This window comes from Chryseobacterium rhizoplanae (assembly GCF_900182655.1).
GTDB lineage: Bacteria > Bacteroidota > Bacteroidia > Flavobacteriales > Weeksellaceae > Chryseobacterium > Chryseobacterium rhizoplanae.
Genome location: NZ_FXTC01000001.1, coordinates 436,156 through 454,431 on the forward strand (window position 1 = coordinate 436,156; position 18,276 = coordinate 454,431).

At 40.2% G+C, this 18,276-nt stretch carries 12 protein-coding genes; 11 read left to right on the forward strand and 1 reads right to left on the reverse strand.

The window, feature by feature from the left end:
- Nucleotides 1-3 precede the first annotated feature (3 nt).
- The 6 genes from FN817_RS01925 to FN817_RS01950 all read left to right on the forward strand — a co-directional run bounded on the left by FN817_RS01925 (nucleotide 4) and on the right by FN817_RS01950 (nucleotide 9,011).
- Nucleotides 4-1,992, forward strand: coding sequence for an alpha-L-arabinofuranosidase C-terminal domain-containing protein (locus FN817_RS01925; RefSeq protein ID WP_142716483.1), 1,989 nt, complete (start codon nucleotides 4-6; stop codon nucleotides 1,990-1,992).
- A 128-nt stretch (nucleotides 1,993-2,120) separates the two neighbouring features.
- The gene (locus FN817_RS01930; RefSeq protein ID WP_142716484.1) at nucleotides 2,121-3,821 is read left to right on the forward strand and encodes a ribulokinase; all 1,701 of its coding nucleotides are present in this window, start codon (nucleotides 2,121-2,123) and stop codon (nucleotides 3,819-3,821) included.
- Nucleotides 3,822-3,848: 27 nt separating this feature from the next.
- Nucleotides 3,849-4,559: an L-ribulose-5-phosphate 4-epimerase gene (locus FN817_RS01935; RefSeq protein ID WP_002978734.1), complete on the forward strand. Its 711-nt coding sequence runs from the start codon at nucleotides 3,849-3,851 to the stop codon at nucleotides 4,557-4,559.
- Nucleotides 4,560-4,598: 39 nt separating this feature from the next.
- Nucleotides 4,599-6,095, forward strand: a complete 1,497-nt coding sequence (gene araA / locus FN817_RS01940; RefSeq protein ID WP_142716485.1) for an L-arabinose isomerase — start codon at nucleotides 4,599-4,601, stop codon at nucleotides 6,093-6,095.
- A gap of 27 nt (nucleotides 6,096-6,122) precedes the next feature.
- Entirely contained in the window at nucleotides 6,123-7,280 is a 1,158-nt protein-coding gene (locus FN817_RS01945; protein ID WP_142716486.1) for an aldose epimerase family protein, read from the forward strand.
- Nucleotides 7,281-7,283: 3 nt separating this feature from the next.
- Nucleotides 7,284-9,011 carry a sodium:solute symporter family transporter gene (locus FN817_RS01950; protein ID WP_142716487.1) on the forward strand — a complete coding sequence of 576 codons (1,728 nt, stop codon included), beginning with the start codon at nucleotides 7,284-7,286 and terminating at the stop codon, nucleotides 9,009-9,011.
- A gap of 134 nt (nucleotides 9,012-9,145) precedes the next feature.
- Here the strand turns inward: FN817_RS01950 and FN817_RS01955 are convergent, their stop codons facing one another.
- Nucleotides 9,146-9,832, reverse strand: coding sequence for an NUDIX hydrolase (locus FN817_RS01955; RefSeq protein ID WP_047422617.1), 687 nt, complete (start codon nucleotides 9,830-9,832; stop codon nucleotides 9,146-9,148).
- 513 nt (nucleotides 9,833-10,345) lie between these two features.
- Between FN817_RS01955 and FN817_RS01960 the strand changes: the two genes are divergently transcribed.
- From FN817_RS01960 to FN817_RS01980, 5 genes are read left to right on the forward strand one after another with little or no spacing between them, the layout of a single operon-like run.
- Entirely contained in the window at nucleotides 10,346-12,721 is a 2,376-nt protein-coding gene (locus FN817_RS01960) for a glycoside hydrolase family 127 protein (protein WP_142716488.1), read from the forward strand.
- Nucleotides 12,722-12,754: 33 nt separating this feature from the next.
- A complete protein-coding gene (locus tag FN817_RS01965) occupies nucleotides 12,755-14,659 on the forward strand; it encodes a sialate O-acetylesterase (protein WP_142716489.1) in 1,905 nt (634 codons plus the stop codon).
- Between the two features lie 28 nt (nucleotides 14,660-14,687).
- Complete coding sequence (locus FN817_RS01970) at nucleotides 14,688-16,133, forward strand: MFS transporter (RefSeq protein ID WP_142716490.1); 1,446 nt, start codon at nucleotides 14,688-14,690, stop codon at nucleotides 16,131-16,133.
- 10 nt (nucleotides 16,134-16,143) lie between these two features.
- Nucleotides 16,144-17,253, forward strand: a complete 1,110-nt coding sequence (locus FN817_RS01975) for an endo-1,4-beta-xylanase (RefSeq protein ID WP_142716491.1) — start codon at nucleotides 16,144-16,146, stop codon at nucleotides 17,251-17,253.
- Between the two features lie 21 nt (nucleotides 17,254-17,274).
- Nucleotides 17,275-18,249 carry a glycoside hydrolase family 43 protein gene (locus FN817_RS01980; protein WP_142716492.1) on the forward strand — a complete coding sequence of 325 codons (975 nt, stop codon included), beginning with the start codon at nucleotides 17,275-17,277 and terminating at the stop codon, nucleotides 18,247-18,249.
- Nucleotides 18,250-18,276: the final 27 nt, after the last annotated feature.

The following is an 18,276-nucleotide window of genomic DNA, read 5'->3' on the forward strand; positions in this document are numbered from 1 at the left end:
TCTATGACAACAAAAAATAAAATATTTTCCATTGCTATTTCCCTCAGTGCTGCTTTTTTTTCGGCTCAGAATAATACGGTCCGTACCTTTAATCTGGATCTGAAAGAGAGCCCAGTACCTGTTAAAATACAGCCTACCATGTACGGGATTTTCTTTGAAGACATCAATTTTGCAGCAGATGGCGGATTATATGCGGAACTGATTAAAAACCGCAGTTTTGAATTTGATGAACCATTTACAGGATGGAAACAGCCTAATACAAAAACGCTTTCCCCCAATCTTGATTCCGGGTTTCTGACCATTTATTCCGACCCTGCCAAAACCAATAAAAATTACGCAAGAATTACCGTTCTGAACAATAAAAATTATATTCTCGAAAATGAAGGATTCAGAGGAATAGGCCTTCATCAGGGAGAACAATATGATTTCAGTTTTGATCTGGAGAATGTTTCAGGAAATATTGCTGCGGTAAATGCAAGTCTTGTTGATGAAAACGGGAAGGAAATTTCTTCAGTTTCCACACTTATAAAAGGAAAGGGATGGCAGAAGTATACAGCAGTTTTCAAAGCACCGAAAACCGTTGAAAAAGCAAAACTGCGGATCACATTTACCGGAAACGGTATTGTGAACATGGATATGATCTCCCTCTTCCCTCAGGATACCTGGAAAGGCAGAAAAGGAGGATTACGAAAAGATCTTGTTCAGAAATTATATGATTTACAGCCCGGATTTTTGAGGTTTCCGGGAGGCTGTATTGTCGAAGGAAGAACGTTGGCAGAGCGATACCAGTGGAAAAAAACAATAGGAAATGTGGCAGACCGTGAATACCTCATCAATAAATGGAGTACAGGGTTTCCGCATCGTCTTACCCCGGATTACGGGCAGTCTTTCGGATTGGGATTTTTTGAATATTTCCAGCTTTCCGAAGATCTCGGCGCAGAACCTGTTCCTATTCTGAGCTGTGGAATTGCATGTCAGTTCAATACCGCCGAGCTGGTGAAAATGGAAAATCTCGATCCTTATGTTCAGGATGCTCTGGACCTTATTGAATTTGCCAACGGAGATTCCGGAACAAAATGGGGGAGAATCCGAACTGAAATGGGACATCCAACGCCTTTTAATTTAAAATTTATCGGAGTAGGAAATGAGCAGTGGGGTGCAGATTATATTGAACATTATAAAGTATTTGAAAAAGCCATTCACGCAAAATATCCGGACATTAAGATTATTTCAGGAAGCGGACCATCACCCGATGGCGAATTCTTTGAATATGGCTGGAAAGAATTGAAGCAGCTTAATGCACAGATTGTAGATGAACATTATTACAACTCACCCGAATGGTTTATGAAAAATGCCGGAAGATATGACCATTATGATCGTTCCGGACCAAAAGTTTTTGCCGGGGAATATGCCGCTCAGTCTGTAGGTGTGGTAAAACCCGATAATAAAAATAACTGGCTGACCGCCCTTTCGGAAGCCGCTTTTATGACCGGTCTTGAAAGAAATGCAGATGTGGTGTATATGACTTCCTATGCACCGCTTTTTGCCCATGCTGATGGCTGGCAGTGGACACCTGACCTTATCTGGTTCAATAATCTGAAATCCTATGCAACCCCGAACTATTATGTTCAGAAATTATTCTCCAACAATAAAGGAACAGATGTATTGAAAATAGAAAGCAACGGAAAAGCAGTATCCGGCCAGGAAAAATTATACGCTACAGCAGTAAAAGATGCTAAAAATAAGGAGATTATTATTAAAATCGTCAATGCTGATACTCAAGCCAAAACGGTTAATATCAAACCCGGAACTCTGAAAATGGGTGAAAAAATAACCAAAATCCTTCTGTCTGCACCACAGCTTTCTACTGAAAATAGTTTCGATGCTGAACCCATAAAACCAAAAGAGGAGAATTCCGAAACCAAAAATGGTGAAATTTCAACGGAAATCCCGGCTAATTCTTTAGTGGTTTTAAAGGTGAAAGTAATTTAATAAACTGTAATACATGTACTTATAAAAAATAAGTGTGTTTTTTACATTTATTTAAAATAGAATCTTATATTTGTTTTTATCTCATCAGGAGAAATTAAAATCTCAACAATCAAAAACGTTTCACCACCATGAAAAAATATGTTATCGGGCTGGACTATGGTACAGATTCCGTACGGGCCGTCCTTATTGATACTGAAAACGGTTCTGAAATAACTTCTTCAGTCAGCTACTACCAGAGATGGAAAGAAGGTAAATTTTGTAATCCCTCAGCCAATAATTTCAGACAACATCCTTCAGATCATATCGAAGGACTGGAAAAGACTATTTCTGAAGTAGTAAGAGAAAGCGGGATACCGGCAGAACAGATTGTCAGTATTTGTATTGATACTACAGGATCTTCACCGCTTCCTGTAACCAATGATGGAACAGCCCTTGCCCTGGTTCCGGGATTTGAAGAAAATCCCAATGCTATGATGGTTTTATGGAAAGACCATACCGCGATTCGGGAAGCCGAAGAAATCAATGCCCTTGCGAGAACCTGGGGTGGTGAAGATTATACAAAATATGAAGGCGGTATTTATTCTTCAGAATGGTTCTGGGCTAAAATACTGCATATCAGCAGAGCAGATGCAGAAGTAAAAAATGCAGCTTATAGCTGGATGGAACACTGTGATTATCTGACTTTCCTTTTATCAGATCATAAAGACCTGGCCACCTTTAAAAGAAGCCGTTGTGCAGCAGGGCACAAAGCCATGTGGCATGAGTCATGGGACGGTCTGCCTTCCGAAGAATTTCTCAATAGGCTAGATCCTTCTCTGGGGGCACTCAGAGCAAGATTATACAGAGAAACCTATACTTCAGATGAAATTGCCGGCTACCTGAATGAAGAATGGGCTGCAAAAACAGGTCTTACCACCAAAACTATCATTACCGTAGGAACTTTTGATGCCCACTCAGGAGCTGTGGGAGCCAGAGTGGAAGAAAATACACTGATCAGGATCATGGGGACTTCTACCTGTGATATTATGGTAGCCTCACAGGAAGCTATCGGAGATACAACCGTAAAAGGAATATGCGGACAAGTTGACGGCTCTGTAATTCCCGGATTGGTAGGGCTTGAAGCAGGGCAGTCTGCCTTTGGAGATGTGCTGGCATGGTATAAAGATATTCTGATGTGGCCGGTTCAACAGGTTATGATGCACTCCGAAAGTATTTCAGATGAACAGAAAACAAAGCTTGCAGAAGAAATGGAGACAGGACTTATCAGAAAATTAACCCTTGAAGCAGAAAAAATTCCTCTTTCAGATACCGTTCCGATTGCATTGGACTGGGTAAACGGAAGAAGAACACCGGATGCAGACCAGGAACTTAAGGCAGCCATCAGTCAGCTTTCTCTGGGAACAAAAGCGCCCCATATTTTCAAAGCTTTGGTGAATGCCATTTGCTTTGGAGCTAAAAAGATCGTTGACCGTTTTGAAGACGAAGGAGTGAAGATCAACAAAGTGATCGGAATTGGAGGAGTAGCAAGGAAATCGCCGTTTATCATGCAGACCCTTGCTAATGTTCTGGATATGCCGATTGTTGTCGCTGCTTCAGATCAAACTCCTGCTTTGGGAGCTGCTGTTTATGCAGCTGTATCAGCAGGAATTTATCCTACCGTTCAGGAAGCAAGCATGAAAATGGGCTCCGGATTTGAAGCGGAATACCAGCCGAAAGCGGAAGAAGTACAGCACTACAGAGAATTAATGCAGCAATACCAGAAGCTCGCTGATTTTGTAGAATACAATACCCAGCTGAAAAACAACAGGAAAGAACTTCAGGACTCCTGAATATTAACCTTTTGAATGATACTCAAAATGAATACTTATAAAGAACTCCAGAGAGAATGTTATGAAGCCAATATGCAGCTGGATGCGCTGAAGCTGGTGGTCTATACTTTCGGGAATGTGAGTGCTGTAGACCGTGATAAAGGAATTTTTGCCATTAAACCAAGCGGTGTCCCTTACGACATTTTAAAGCCTGAAGATATGGTGATTTTAGACTTTGATGCCAATGTCATTGAAGGCAGGCTCAGACCTTCTTCAGATACCAAGACCCATGCTTATCTGTATAAAAACTGGGAAAATATCGGTGGAATTTCCCACACTCATGCGATCTATTCCGTGGCGTGGGCACAGGCACAAATGGATATTCCTGTTTTCGGGACCACCCATGCAGACCATCTTACGACAGATATTCCCTGCGCTCCGCCTATGCGGGATGAACTGATCGAGGGAAACTACGAATACAATACAGGAATCCAGATTCTGGAATGCTTTAAAGAAAAACAGCTCTCTCCGGAAGAGGTAGAAATGGTTCTGATCGGCAATCACGGTCCGTTTACCTGGGGGAAAAATGCTGAAAAAGCAGTCTACAACAGCAAAGTTCTGGAAACCATTGCCGAAATGGCTTATCTCACCAGACAGATCAATCCTGATGCAGAACGTCTGAAAGATTCACTCATCAAAAAACACTATGAACGTAAGCACGGCAAAAATGCCTACTACGGACAGGAATTTAAACACTAAATACTTCAACATCAACAACTATTAACGATCAACAAAATTATGTTAACACCCCTCAATACCAAAGAAGTCTGGTTCATCACAGGAAGTCAGCATTTATACGGATCTGAAACACTGGCGCAGGTAGCAGACCACTCACAAAAAATTGTGGCAGAACTTGAAAAATCTTCTTTCATCCCGGTAAAAGTTATTGTAAAGCCAACGGTAAAAACTACCGAAGAGATATTTGAAACCATTGCAGCAGCCAATCAGGCAGAAAACTGTATAGGAATCATCACATGGATGCATACTTTTTCACCCGCCAAAATGTGGATCAGAGGATTAAAAATTTTACAGAAACCTCTTCTGCATCTGCATACCCAGTTCAACAGAGATATTCCGTGGTCTACCATGGATATGGATTTTATGAATCTTAACCAGGCAGCTCACGGAGACCGTGAATTCGGTTTTATGGTAAGCAGACTCCGAAAGAGCAGGAAAGTAGTGGTAGGACACTGGTCAGAAGAAAGGGTTCAGAAGCAGATTGGCGACTGGAGCCGTGTTGCTGCAGGCTGGGACGACTGGCAGGGAGCTAAATTTGCCCGTTTCGGAGATAATATGAGATTTGTAGCCGTTACAGATGGTGACAAAGTGGAAGCTGAAACCCAATTCGGCTTTTCGGTCAATACCTGGGGAATCGGTGATCTTGTAGGGGTTATTAACTCAGTAGGTGAAGGAGAAATAAAAAGCCTTATGGAAGAATATGAGTCTTCTTATCACATGGCAGCATCTCTTTTGGCAGGAGGATCCAACAGAAGTTCACTTCATACCGCTGCAAAAATTGAATTGGGACTTGAAAAATTTTTAAAAGACGGAGGATTTAAAGGATTTTCAGATACCTTTGAAGACCTTCACGGACTGGAGCAGCTGCCGGGAATTGCCGTACAGCGACTGATGCAGAAAGGTTACGGATTTGCAGGCGAAGGAGACTGGAAAACAGCAGCACTCGTACGTGCCATGAAAACAATGGGGCAGGGCCTTGAAGGAGGAAATGCCTTTATGGAAGATTATACGTATCATCTGGATCCTTCCAATCCTTCCATTTTAGGTTCTCATATGCTTGAAGTAGATCCTGTGCTGGCAGCCGGAAAACCTTCATGTGAGATCCATCCGCTGGGAATCGGAGGAAAAGCAGATCCCGTTCGTCTCGTTTTTAACTCCAGAGGAAACATTGATTCTCTGAACGCTGCACTGATGGACTTTGGAAACCATTTCAGGCTGCTGATCAACAAAACCAGAGCATTGGAAATTACAGAAGAGCTGCCAAAACTTCCGGTAGCAAGGGTTTTATGGAAACCTCTTCCTGATTTATATACCGCCGCAGAAGCCTGGATACTGGCTGGAGGCGCACACCATACATGTTACAGTGAAAATATTTCAGCAGAACAGCTGGAGGATTTTGCTGAGATAGCAGGGATTGAATCATTAGTCATTGATGAAGATACCAGAATGCGTGATTTTAAAAATACACTTCGTTGGAATGAAATGTATTATCGTTAATTAATTTTAAAAAATATGTAAATAATTATGAAAAAAGCAACACATAATGGCATTTTTATTTTATTATTTTTAATTATTTTCGGCTGTAGAAAAGAAAATAACAAACAGGATATTTCAGGAAAAATGGAGAATGTACATACTTCAGACTATGGAGTGACGCCAAAAGGCGATTCTATTAAAAAATACACGCTGACCAATAAAAACGGGATGAAAGTTGAGGTCATCAACTTCGGAGGAATTATCACTTCCTTAACCGCTCCGGACAGAACCGGAAAATACGAGGATGTAGTCCTTGGCTTTACAAAACCTGAAGGGTATTTCGATGGCAATCCGTATTATTTCGGGGCTTTGATCGGAAGATATGGCAACAGAATTGCCAACGCAAAATTCTCACTGGAAGGTAAAGCATACGAAATCGATAAAAATGATGGCCCCAACAGCCTTCATGGAGGCAAAGAGGGATTTCATACCAGATTCTGGAATATTGAAGAGATAAAGGATGCAAAATTTCCGACATTGAAATTGTCTTACACCAGTGCAGACGGTGAAGAGGGATATCCGGGAAAATTAACAACAACTGTTTTTTACACGCTTACAGACGATAATGCCTTGGAAATTTCCTATGAAGCAGAAACCGATAAGCCTACAGTGGTAAATCTTACTCAGCATTCTTATTTTAACCTGTCAGGAAATTTTACTAAAACGATTACCGACCATGAGTTGCAAATTAACGCAGATCAATTCCTTCCGGTCAATGAAACTTTGATTCCTACCGGCGAACAGAAAGCTGTAAAAGGGACTCCTTTTGATTTCACGGTTTCAAAATCGATCGGAAAAGATATCAGTGCAGAAGACGATCAGCTGAAAAAAGGAAAAGGGTATGACCATAACTGGATCCTGAACGGAAAAGGTCTGAGGAGCATCGCCAAAGTGTATCACCAGGGAACAGGAAGACTGATGGAAGTCTTCACAGATGAACCCGGAGTACAGTTTTATTCCGGAAATTTTCTTGACGGAAAGTTTGATACTAAAACCGGTGGTAAAAATGAATTCAGAACAGGATTCTGCTTAGAGACACAGCATTTCCCGGATTCACCGAACCAGCCTTCTTTTCCTTCTACAGAACTGAAGCCGGGGCAGAAATACCAGTCGAAAACCATCTATAAATTCTCCGTTAAAAACTAAACCATGGGAAAATTAGCAACTATTGATATTATCATATTCCTGATCTATTTCGTAGTGGTAGCTTCCTACGGACTATGGATCTATAAAAAGAAAAAATCTGAATCTACAGGAAGTAAAGATTATTTCCTGGCGGAAGGATCTTTGACCTGGTGGGCGATCGGAGCCAGCTTAATTGCTTCCAATATTTCTGCTGAACAGTTTATCGGGATGAGTGGCGAAGGTTTCTTTGTCGGAATTGCTGTTGCCGCTTACGAATGGATCGCTGCCCTTGCGCTGATCATTATTGCGGTCTGGTTTATTCCGATTTATCTTAAAAATAAGATCTATACCATGCCCCAGTTTCTGGAAAGAAGGTATAACAAATCGGTTTCATTGATTATGGCAGTCTTCTGGCTGTTTCTGTATGTTATCGTGAATCTTACTTCCATTCTTTACCTTGGAGCTCTTGCCATCGATACTTTATTGGGAGGAGAACATCTTCACGGGATTATGATCGCTCTTCTGCTTATGGCACTATTGATCGGTCTTGGAGGAATGAAAGTGATAGGATATACAGACGTTATACAAGTGGCAGTTCTTATCATTGGTGGTTTTGCAACGGTGTATATGGCGCTACAGATTGTAGACCAGAGAATCAACGGAGCGGCTGTAGGAAATGCGCTGGCAGGCTTCAATACCCTGATCAATGAAGCTCCGCAGCACTTTAAGCTTATTCTTCAAAAACCTACAACTACCAGTACTACTTTAGCAATGCCTCAGAATCTGGATGTACAGAAGTATGTGGTGTTACCAGGTCTGGCCATGTATTTTGCTGGTCAGTGGATTGTTAACCTGAACTATTGGGGCTGTAATCAGTACATCACCCAGAGAGCTTTGGGTGCAGATCTGAAAACGGCAAGAACAGGAATTCTGTTTGCAGGTTTTCTGAAATTATTCATGCCTGTGATCGTAATGCTTCCGGGAATCGCGGCTTACGTTTTATATTCCAAAGGACATCTTCCGGGATTCAACGGAGTGAAAGACGGGGCATACTCTGCAATTCTGGGGTTCTTGCCTGTAGGATTGAAAGGATTGGCCATTGCAGCGTTAACGGCAGCGATTGTAGCTTCGCTGGCAGGAAAAGTGAACAGTATCTCAACCATTTTTACATTGGATATCTATAAGAAATACCTTAAAACAGATGCTACCGAAATCCAGATGGTGAGAACAGGCCGCTGGGTAATTATTATCGCGATGATGACTGCATTGGCCTTCACCTGGACAGACGTTTTAGGAATTGGTGGTGAAGGAGGTTTTACATTTATTCAGAAATATACAGGCTTTATTAGTCCTGGAGTTTTTGCCATGTTCCTTCTGGGCATGTTCTGGAAAAGAACTACCGGTACGGCGGCTCTGGTAGGAGTTATCTTAGGCTTTGTCCTTGCGATCTTCTTCAATAGCTTTGCGGTAGAAATTTTCGGAAAAGAGACGTGGATGTATACTGCTTTCACTTATGAAAAACTGGAAAATGGAGTGGTGCATACCATTACCGAGATTCCTTTCCTCATCAATATGGGATGGTCATTCTTTATCACGATAATCGCCATGATCCTGATCAGTCTTGCAGGTCCGAAAATTAATCCTAAAGCTTTTGCCATTGATGCTACGATGTTTAAAGTAGACAACAGAACTTTAGTTTTGATTGTGATGACACTGCTTTTACTGACAGCTTTGTATGTAAGGTTTTGGTAAATGAATATGAAAAAGTGAATGGTCAATAGTGAATTCGTTTCATTGTCAATTTTTAAAAATTCACCATTGACTGGCGAAGCAAAATTGACTTTTCACATAAAAAAGGATGCTTTTTCAGCATCCTTTTTTATATATTATATCTTAAACATAAATCCCCGCGAGATTTTTTTATTATATTTTTTTTCGTCAAAGCGATAAAGAAAAGATCCTTTTCTGGACGAGGTCATGTCCTTTTTGTTGGTATTCACAAGGATATCCATACTGTTGATCTTGCTGGTAAAATTCCGTTTGTCAAATTTTTCATCAAAAATAGCTTCATAAAGATTCTGAAGATCCTTCATCGTAAATTTTTCAGGAAGAAGCTCAAACCCGATAGGTCCAGTGGAAGCTCTTCTCCTCAGCCTGGCTACAGCATCCTTTACCATTTCATTATGATCAAAAATAAGGTCAGGCGCTTTCTGCAGTTCAACCCATTTTGCACTGTACTGCTCATTGATCTGAATATCTTTCTCAATATTGATCAGTGCGTAATAGGAAATAGACATGATTCTGGCTGTTGGCTCACGGTTAATTTCAGTATAACACTTCAGCTGTTCAAGATAAATATTTTCAAGACCGGTCAATGTACACAGAACCCTGTTAGCTGCCTCATCCGAGGTTTCCTCACTGCCAACGAAACCACCCATCAGGGACCATTCGCCCATCTGCGGTTCAAAATTTCTTTTTACCAAAAGGATTTTTAGATTTTCGCCATCAAAACCGAAAATGATACAGTCAACGGCAACAAGGTGTTTGGGATATTGAGAGTAATCCTCAGTCATCTTTTATATTTTACTACAAAGGTAAAGCTTTTATAGATACGATATTATATAAATGTGATTCTTACACTTTTAAATCCGGGTGATTTATTTCATTAAAATTATTCCTAAAGGATATTTTGGGAGGTAAAACCGTCATCAAAACCGGAAAATATCACTGAAATCAGGTTAATCATACATGAATGCAATGTTAAAATTGTGTTAAAATTAAAATGAATATTGATAATAATCAAGAAAAGGGACTTAACGTTAAAAATACGATAAGGTATTTGCTATATCGTTGAAATTTTTGCCAAAACATATCCTGAGTTCATTTTCATAGGGAATCATATGATTTTAAGGTTTTGTTTTTCTGTCAATTAATTATCTTATTTTTTATGATAAGGTAGTGTGTTTTTTGTTATTTTCAGGGCTTTATAGAAAGTTTTAAATGAAAAAATAAGTCAGATAGGCTCAGGAAATGTTTCGTATATTGAATCTTTCCTTTATTTTAGAAATGTTGAATTAACATTTATAATGGCCCCGAAACTTTCAGTTATTTTATTATGTTTTGCCTCATTTACCTCAGCTCAGGTGAAGGAAAAAATCCATTATTTCCCTTTGGAAAATGTCAGATTATCAGAGAGCATTTTCAGCAAGGCTATGGTGGCGGATCATAAATACCTGATGGCCTTGGAACCGGATAGATTATTGGCACCTTATCTTAAAGAAGCCGGATTGAAACCCAAAGCAAATAATTATCCCAATTGGGAAAATACAGGGTTGGACGGTCATATAGGAGGACATTATATTTCCGCATTATCTCTGATGTACGCCTCTACAGGAGATAAGACAATACAGCAGAGAATTGATTATATGATCAGTGAATTGGCACGCTGCCAGAATACCTCTCCGGATGGATATATATCAGGAATTCCTGATGGAAAAAAAATTTGGAAAGAAATTAAACAGGGAAATATTCGCGCTTCAGGCTTCGGTTTGAATGACCGGTGGGTGCCTTTATATAATATTCATAAGCTGTATTCAGGATTACGCGATGCCTATTGGTATGCGAAAAGTGAAAAAGCAAAAACAATGCTGATCAGACTCACAGATTGGATGATGAATGAAGTATCAGGCCTTTCTGATGAACAGATACAGGATATGCTGCGCAGTGAACATGGAGGACTCAATGAAGTTTTTGCAGATGTTTATGAGATCACTCATGACCGGAAATATCTGAAACTGGCTCACCGCTTCTCCCATCAGACAATTCTGACTCCTCTTTTATCAGGAGAAGATAAGCTTACAGGACTTCATGCCAATACACAGATTCCAAAAGTAATCGGATACAAACGGATTGCCGATCTTGAAAATAATCCGTCCTGGAGTAATGCCGCTGATTTTTTCTGGCATACCGTTACCGAGAAAAGATCTTCAGTTATTGGGGGTAACAGTGTCAGTGAGCATTTTAATCCAGTCAATGATTTCAGCAGCATGATCAAAAGTATTGAAGGTCCGGAAACCTGTAATACCTATAATATGCTCAAACTCACTAAAGAGCTTTATGCAACCCTTCCTGAATCTTACTATATTGATTATTATGAAAAAGCACTATACAATCATATCCTTTCCACGGAAAATCATGAACAGGGAGGCTTCGTGTACTTTACGCCAATGCGTCCCGGGCACTACCGTGTGTATTCACAGCTTCAGACCAGCTTCTGGTGCTGTGTAGGATCCGGAATGGAAAATCACGCCAAATATGGGGAAATGATTTATGCCCGGTCGGATAAGGATTTATATGTAAACCTGTTTATCCCTTCCACATTGACATGGAAACAGCAAAAAGTAGTGCTCCGCCAGGTCAATAAATTCCCGGAAGTCCCTGAAACAACTTTGATCTTTGATGCTGCAGGGAAGTCAGAATTTGATTTAAAACTGAGATGCCCGGAATGGACTACACCTTCAGAAGTAAAGATTCTGATCAACGGAAAACAGGAAAAAGTACAGCGTGGTTCTGACGGTTATTTTACCCTGACTAAAAAATGGAAAAAAGGAGATGTTGTAAAAATGATTCTACCGATGCATCTTTCTGCAGAACAGCTGCCTGACCATTCCAATTATTATGCATTTAAATACGGGCCTGTAGTGCTTGCCGCAACATACGGAACCGAAAACCAACAGGGACTTCTCGCGGACGATAGCAGAGGAGGCCATATTGCTCATGGTCCGCAGATCCCTTTAAACGAAATTCCAGTTATCCTTGGGAATTCTTCCGAGGTTGTCAATCATGTTAAGCCTTCGAACAATGGACCGCTCAACTTTGCCGTTACAGGGCTTTATCCGTCAGAAAAATTCGGGAAAGGTTTAGATCTTGTGCCGTTTTACAGTATTCAGGCAGAAAGATATATTCTGTACTGGCCACAGGCTGATAAAAACGAAATAGAAAATACATTGAAGCAAAGAGCAAAAGAAGAAGCTGAAACCAGAAAGCTGGATATGATCACCGCAGATAAGATCCAGCTGGGCGAACAGCAGCCGGAATCCGATCATTTTATAGAAAGCAAAGATTCCGGTACAGGATATATGGAAGATCGTCATTTTCGTGATGCCAAAGGCTGGTTCAGTTACCAGATGAAAAATACCGGAAAAAATGCTTCATTCCTTTACCTGCTGTATTTTGATGCCAATAACAGCCGTACGTTGAATATTGAGATCAACGGTAAAAAAATAATGACTCAAAATCTGGAAGGAAAGTCTGGAACTTTACCTCAATATCTGGTCATTCCAATACCGGATTCGGAAAAGAATAAAGAAAATCTTACGGTGAAATTCCTGACAGAAGAAAAACTAATGACCGCTAAAGTCATTGAATTGCGTTTACTGACAGATAATTACGAAAAGAAATAAAGCTGAAACCAAATTTAAAAACAGATGTTTCCCATGAAAAACAGAATTCTATACTTATTATTTTTTCTTGCAGCCACTTGCAGTTTTCATGCAAAAGTAAGGCTGCCTGCTTTGGTTTCAGATGGAATGATTCTCCAGAGAAATCAGGACCTGAAGATCTGGGGATATGCAGATGCAGGAGAAAAAATTAAGGTTAATTTTATCAATAAAGCTTATCATACAACAGCAGACCAAAATGGAAAATGGTCTCTTATGCTTCCAAAGCTTAATGCCGGCGGCCCATATACCATGTCAATTAATGAGATCACTCTTAAAGATATTCTTATTGGTGATGTGTGGGTAGCTTCAGGACAATCCAATATGGAACTTCCGATGCGAAGGCTGGTACCTCTGTATGGAGATGAAATTAAAAATGCCAATAATCAGAATATAAGATTCTTCACGGTTCCTCAGAAATACAATTTTAAAACTCCGCAAAATGATCTTGACGGTGGGAAGTGGGAAAGTACAAATCCTCAGACGATACTTGATTTTTCTGGGGTTGCCTATTTCTTTGCCAAAGAACTGAATGAAAAAAATAAAGTCCCTGTAGGAATCATTCATACCAGTCTTGGAGGTTCTCCGGTTCAGGCCTGGATGGATGAAAAAACATTGAAAAAATATCCGGAATACCTGGCTGAAGCAGAAAAATGGAAAAACGATGATTTGATACAATCTACAGAATCCCAGGAAAGATCATTAAGCAAAGCATGGTATGCAGAGCTGGATCAGAGTGATATTGGCTTCAATCAGCATTGGGAAAAAGATAACGCTAATGATTCCGGATGGAAAACCCTGATGGTTCCGGGATCATGGGAAGATCAGGAAGGTCCGTTTGATGGTTCGGTATGGTTGCGTAAAGAAATTATTCTTCCTAAAGGTGCAGACCAGAAAACAGCATTTTTAAATCTGGGAAGAATAAAAGATGCTGATGTTACTTACATTAACGGAATTAAAGTAGGAAATGTAACCTATGAATATCCGCCACGCTGGTATGACATTCCGAAGGGTGTTTTAAAAGAAGGAAAAAATATCATTACAGTAAGAGTCATTAATGGCAGCGGAAAAGGACAGTTTATTGCTGATAAACCGTATTATTTTGAAATCGACGGACAAAAAACAGACCTTAAAGGTGAGTGGAAATATAAAATAGGAGCAAAAATGGAAAAAATGGCTCCCGGACAAACATTTATCCGCTGGAAACCGGTAGGGCTTTACAATGCGATGATTAATCCGCTGATCAATTATAAAATCAAAGGATTTATCTGGTATCAGGGTGAAAGCAATACAGGAGTTCCAAAAGAATACGGAGATTTGTTGTCGACAATGATCTCAGACTGGCGTTCAAAATGGAACAAAAAAGATATGCCATTCCTGATTGTACAGCTGGCTAATTTTATGGAGAAAAAAGATGAACCTCTGGATAGTGGTTGGGCAGAATTGAGAGAGCAGCAGAGACAGGTTTCCCTCAATGTTCCTTATACGGGACTTGCTGTAGCCATTGATTTGGGTGAATGGAATGACATTCATCCCTTAAATAAAAAAACAGTGGGTGACAGGCTTGCTTTACAGGCCCTGAAAGTTGGTGAAGGCAAAAAAATCATTGCTGACGGACCCGTTTATCAGTCGATGAAAACAGAAGGAAATACCATTATCCTATATTTTAAACCCGGAACGGATGATCTGGTACAGGGAAGCCTTACAGGTTTTGCTATACAGCAGAAAAATGGCAGCTACCAGTGGGCAAAAGCAGAAGCAAAAGGAAATAAAGTGATGGTATGGAATGATCAGGTTACAAGCCCTGTCAATGTACGCTACGATTGGGCAGATAACCCGGACGGCAATCTTAAAAACAAAAGCGGGCTTCCTGCTTCACCTTTTACAACAGAAAAAAAATAATTTAACATAGAAAACCTTATCAAAATCAATGGATAAACAGCCACAAAAAATATCGGTAGTAGAGAAAGTAGGGTATAGCCTGGGAGATCTGGCGGCCAACCTTGTTTTTCAGACCTTGGTAACCTACCTTACTTATTTTTATACAGATATTTACGGACTCAAAGCAGAAGATGCTTCTGTCATTACCCTTACTGTAGGTTTAATTGCCGGGTTTAGCTTTAATCCGCTTATCGGAGCACTGGCAGACCGTACAAGTTCACGATGGGGGAAATTCCGTCCATGGATTTTATTTACTGCTGTACCGCTTGGTATTGCAGCACTTTTGGCCTTCAGCACGCCTCACTTTTCCTATCAGGGTAAAATGATCTATGCTGCGGTTACCTATTCATTATTACTGTTATTGTATGCATCCAATAACTTACCATATGCTGCTTTGAGCGGTGTTATTACAGGGGATATGGGGGAAAGAAACAGTATTTCTTCGTACCGTTTTGTAGCTGTGATGTTCGCACAGTTCTTTGTACAGGTATTTATGTTGCCTATCATTCTATATGTAGGACACGGAGATAAAGCACAGGGAATCGAGACCGTTATGACATGGCTGGCGGTGATCGGATCCATCATGCTCCTGATTACCTTTTTTACAACTAAAGAAAGAATCATTCCCAAGCCGGAGCAGAAATCAAGTCTGAAAGAAGATTTAAAAGATTTATTCCAAAACAGGCCATGGATCATTATGCTGACAGTAACAGCATTTATATTTATCACACTGGCTATGAAAGGGGGATCTTATGTATATTATTTTAACAACTATGTGGATGAGCGTGCACTCAAAAGTTTTATTTCACCCATTACAGCATTTTTTAATTCTGCAGGGATGAATTTCTTTGGGGAAGACCCAAAGTCTGCAGGTTTCGGATTGTTTAATGCAGGAGGAATTGTGATGATGATCGTAGGGATTACCTTCTCTAAAAAACTGGCAGACCGCTTTGGAAAGCGTGACACTTTTATAGCGTCATTATTCATTTCTACCTTGTTTGTCCTTGCTTTTATATTCTATCCTCCGAAAGCAGTGGGGATTATGTTTTTATCACAGGTTTTACATGGCTTCTTTTACGGAATCAGCACACCGCTTTTGTGGGCTATGATTGCTGATGTGGCTGACTATTCGGAGTGGAAAAACAACCGCAGGGCAACCGCTATTATCTTTTCTGCCATGATGGTAGGATTGAAAGTTGGTCTCAGCATCGGAAGCTCTCTGGTCGCTTTGATCATCGGAAAATATGGATACATTTCTGTACATGGAAATGAACAGGTGATTCAGCCTGAAACAGTGGCAGCAGGAGCTAAAATGCTGGTGAGTATTTTCCCGTCCATACCGTTTTTCATTGCATGCGGACTGCTTTTATTTTATAAAATCAACAAAAAAATGGAAGTTCAGATTGAAAAAGATCTGGCTGAAAGAAGAAAATAAAACGATTACTATGAAACGTATTTTAATTGGTTTGGCGGCTATTACCGTTTCCGGGCTGTCGGCGCAGAAATCCGACGTTACTTTAAAAAAAGCATTTCAGGACAAATTCTATATCGGGACCGCTATGAATCTTCCTCAGATTGCCGGAACAGATCAGAAAGCAGCAGCTATTATCAAAAAACAATTCAGCTCTATTGTGGCCGAAAACTGCATGAAATCGATGTTTCTGCAGCCTCAGGAAGGGAAGTTCTTTTTTGATGATGCTGATAAATTTGTTGATTTCGGGATGAAAAACAATATGTTCATCATCGGACATACATTAATCTGGCATTCCCAGCTTCCAAAATGGTTTTTTACAGACAGCAACGGAAAGGATGTTTCTGCGGAAGTATTGAAACAGCGCATGAAAAACCACATTACAACCGTAGTTTCCCGTTACAAGGGAAAAGTAAAAGGATGGGATGTGGTGAATGAGGCCATCCTTGAAGACGGATCCTATAGAAAAAGTAAATTTTACGAAATCCTGGGTGAAGATTTTATTCCTTTGGCATTTCAGTATGCGCAGGAAGCCGATCCCAATGCTGAATTATATTACAACGATTATAATGAATGGTATCCGGAAAAGGTAAAAACCGTTATTAAAATGGTTGAGAAACTTAAATCAAAAGGAATTCGTATTGATGGGGTAGGAATGCAGGCTCATGTCGGGATGGATAACCCTTCTATAGATGAATATGAAAAAGCAATTCTGGCGTATTCCAGTGCAGGAGTTAAGGTCAATATTACAGAGCTGGAAATTAGTGCACTGCCTTCTCCTTGGGGAAGCTCTGCCAATGTTTCGGACACTGTTGCCTATCAGAAAGAAATGAATCCTTACACCACAGGACTTCCCAAAGAAGTAGAAATGAAGTGGGAAAAACGTTACCTTGATTTCTTTGGCCTGTTTTTGAAACAAAAAGACAAAATAAGAAGGGTAACCTTATGGGGTGTTACCGATAAGCAGTCCTGGAAAAATGATTTCCCGGTGAAAGGGAGAACAGATTATCCGTTACTGTTTGACAGGAAAGACAAGGAAAAACCTGTAGTACAAAAAATAATAAAGCTGGCAGAGAAAAATTAAAATCAATAGAATTTTTACTTAATGAAAAAATCAAAATATTTATTTCCGGAAGATTATATGGCAGATCCTTCCGTTCACGTTTTTGAAGATAAAATCTATATCTATCCTTCTCACGACCGCGAAAGCGGAATTGAAGAAAATGATAACGGAGATCATTTTGATATGAATGATTACCATGTCTTCTCAATGGATGATGTGGACGGCGGTGAAATAAAAGACCATGGTGTAGTCCTTTCAGTAAAAGATATTCCATGGGCAGGAAGACAGCTGTGGGACTGCGATGTAGCCTTCAAAGACGGGAAATATTATATGTACTTTCCTTTGAAGGATCAGAATGATATCTTCAGAATAGGTGTTGCTGTGAGTGACAAACCTTACGGGCCTTTCATTCCTGAGAAACATCCGATGATGGGCAGTTACAGCATCGATCCCTGCATTTTTGAAGATAAAGGAAAATATTATATGTATTTCGGAGGAATCTGGGGCGGACAATTACAACGCTACAGAGATAATAAAGCACTTGAATCTGCTGTAATTCCTGAAAATAATGAACCTGCAATCCATTCAAAGGTAGCTTTGCTAAGCGATGATATGCTTGAATTTGCGGAAACTCCTAAAGATGTTGTGATCCTCGATGAAAACGGAAAGCCACTGCTTCATGGGGATAAGCACCGCTTTTTTGAAGCATCATGGATGCATCAGTACAACGGTACATATTATTTCTCTTATTCTACAGGAGATACCCACCTGATTTGCTATGCAACCGGAGATAATCCTTACGGGCCGTTTACTTTTCAGGGTGAAATTCTAACTCCGGTGGTAGGATGGACAACCCATCACAGCATCGTGGAGTTCAAAGGAAAATGGTATCTGTTTTTTCATGATTCAGTTCCGAGTGGCGGTAAAACATGGCTGAGAAGTATGAAAGTAATTGAACTGGAATACGATCAGGAAGGCAAAATCAAGACGATTGAAGGTCTGGAAGGCCAGTCATAGTCATCTTTAATAACTTAAAATTTTTCA

Excerpts from the sequence above, each read along its gene's own strand:
- FN817_RS01925 (WP_142716483.1), top strand. The coding sequence starts at position 4 with ATGACAACAAAAAATAAAATATTTTCCATTGCTATTTCCCTCAGTGCT.
- FN817_RS01930 (WP_142716484.1), top strand. The coding sequence starts at position 2,121 with ATGAAAAAATATGTTATCGGGCTGGACTATGGTACAGATTCCGTACGG.
- FN817_RS01935 (WP_002978734.1), top strand. The coding sequence starts at position 3,849 with ATGAATACTTATAAAGAACTCCAGAGAGAATGTTATGAAGCCAATATG.
- araA (WP_142716485.1), top strand. The coding sequence starts at position 4,599 with ATGTTAACACCCCTCAATACCAAAGAAGTCTGGTTCATCACAGGAAGT.
- FN817_RS01945 (WP_142716486.1), top strand. The coding sequence starts at position 6,123 with ATGAAAAAAGCAACACATAATGGCATTTTTATTTTATTATTTTTAATT.
- FN817_RS01950 (WP_142716487.1), top strand. The coding sequence starts at position 7,284 with ATGGGAAAATTAGCAACTATTGATATTATCATATTCCTGATCTATTTC.
- FN817_RS01955 (WP_047422617.1), bottom strand. The coding sequence starts at position 9,832 with ATGACTGAGGATTACTCTCAATATCCCAAACACCTTGTTGCCGTTGAC.
- FN817_RS01960 (WP_142716488.1), top strand. The coding sequence starts at position 10,346 with ATGGCCCCGAAACTTTCAGTTATTTTATTATGTTTTGCCTCATTTACC.
- FN817_RS01965 (WP_142716489.1), top strand. The coding sequence starts at position 12,755 with ATGAAAAACAGAATTCTATACTTATTATTTTTTCTTGCAGCCACTTGC.
- FN817_RS01970 (WP_142716490.1), top strand. The coding sequence starts at position 14,688 with ATGGATAAACAGCCACAAAAAATATCGGTAGTAGAGAAAGTAGGGTAT.
- FN817_RS01975 (WP_142716491.1), top strand. The coding sequence starts at position 16,144 with ATGAAACGTATTTTAATTGGTTTGGCGGCTATTACCGTTTCCGGGCTG.
- FN817_RS01980 (WP_142716492.1), top strand. The coding sequence starts at position 17,275 with ATGAAAAAATCAAAATATTTATTTCCGGAAGATTATATGGCAGATCCT.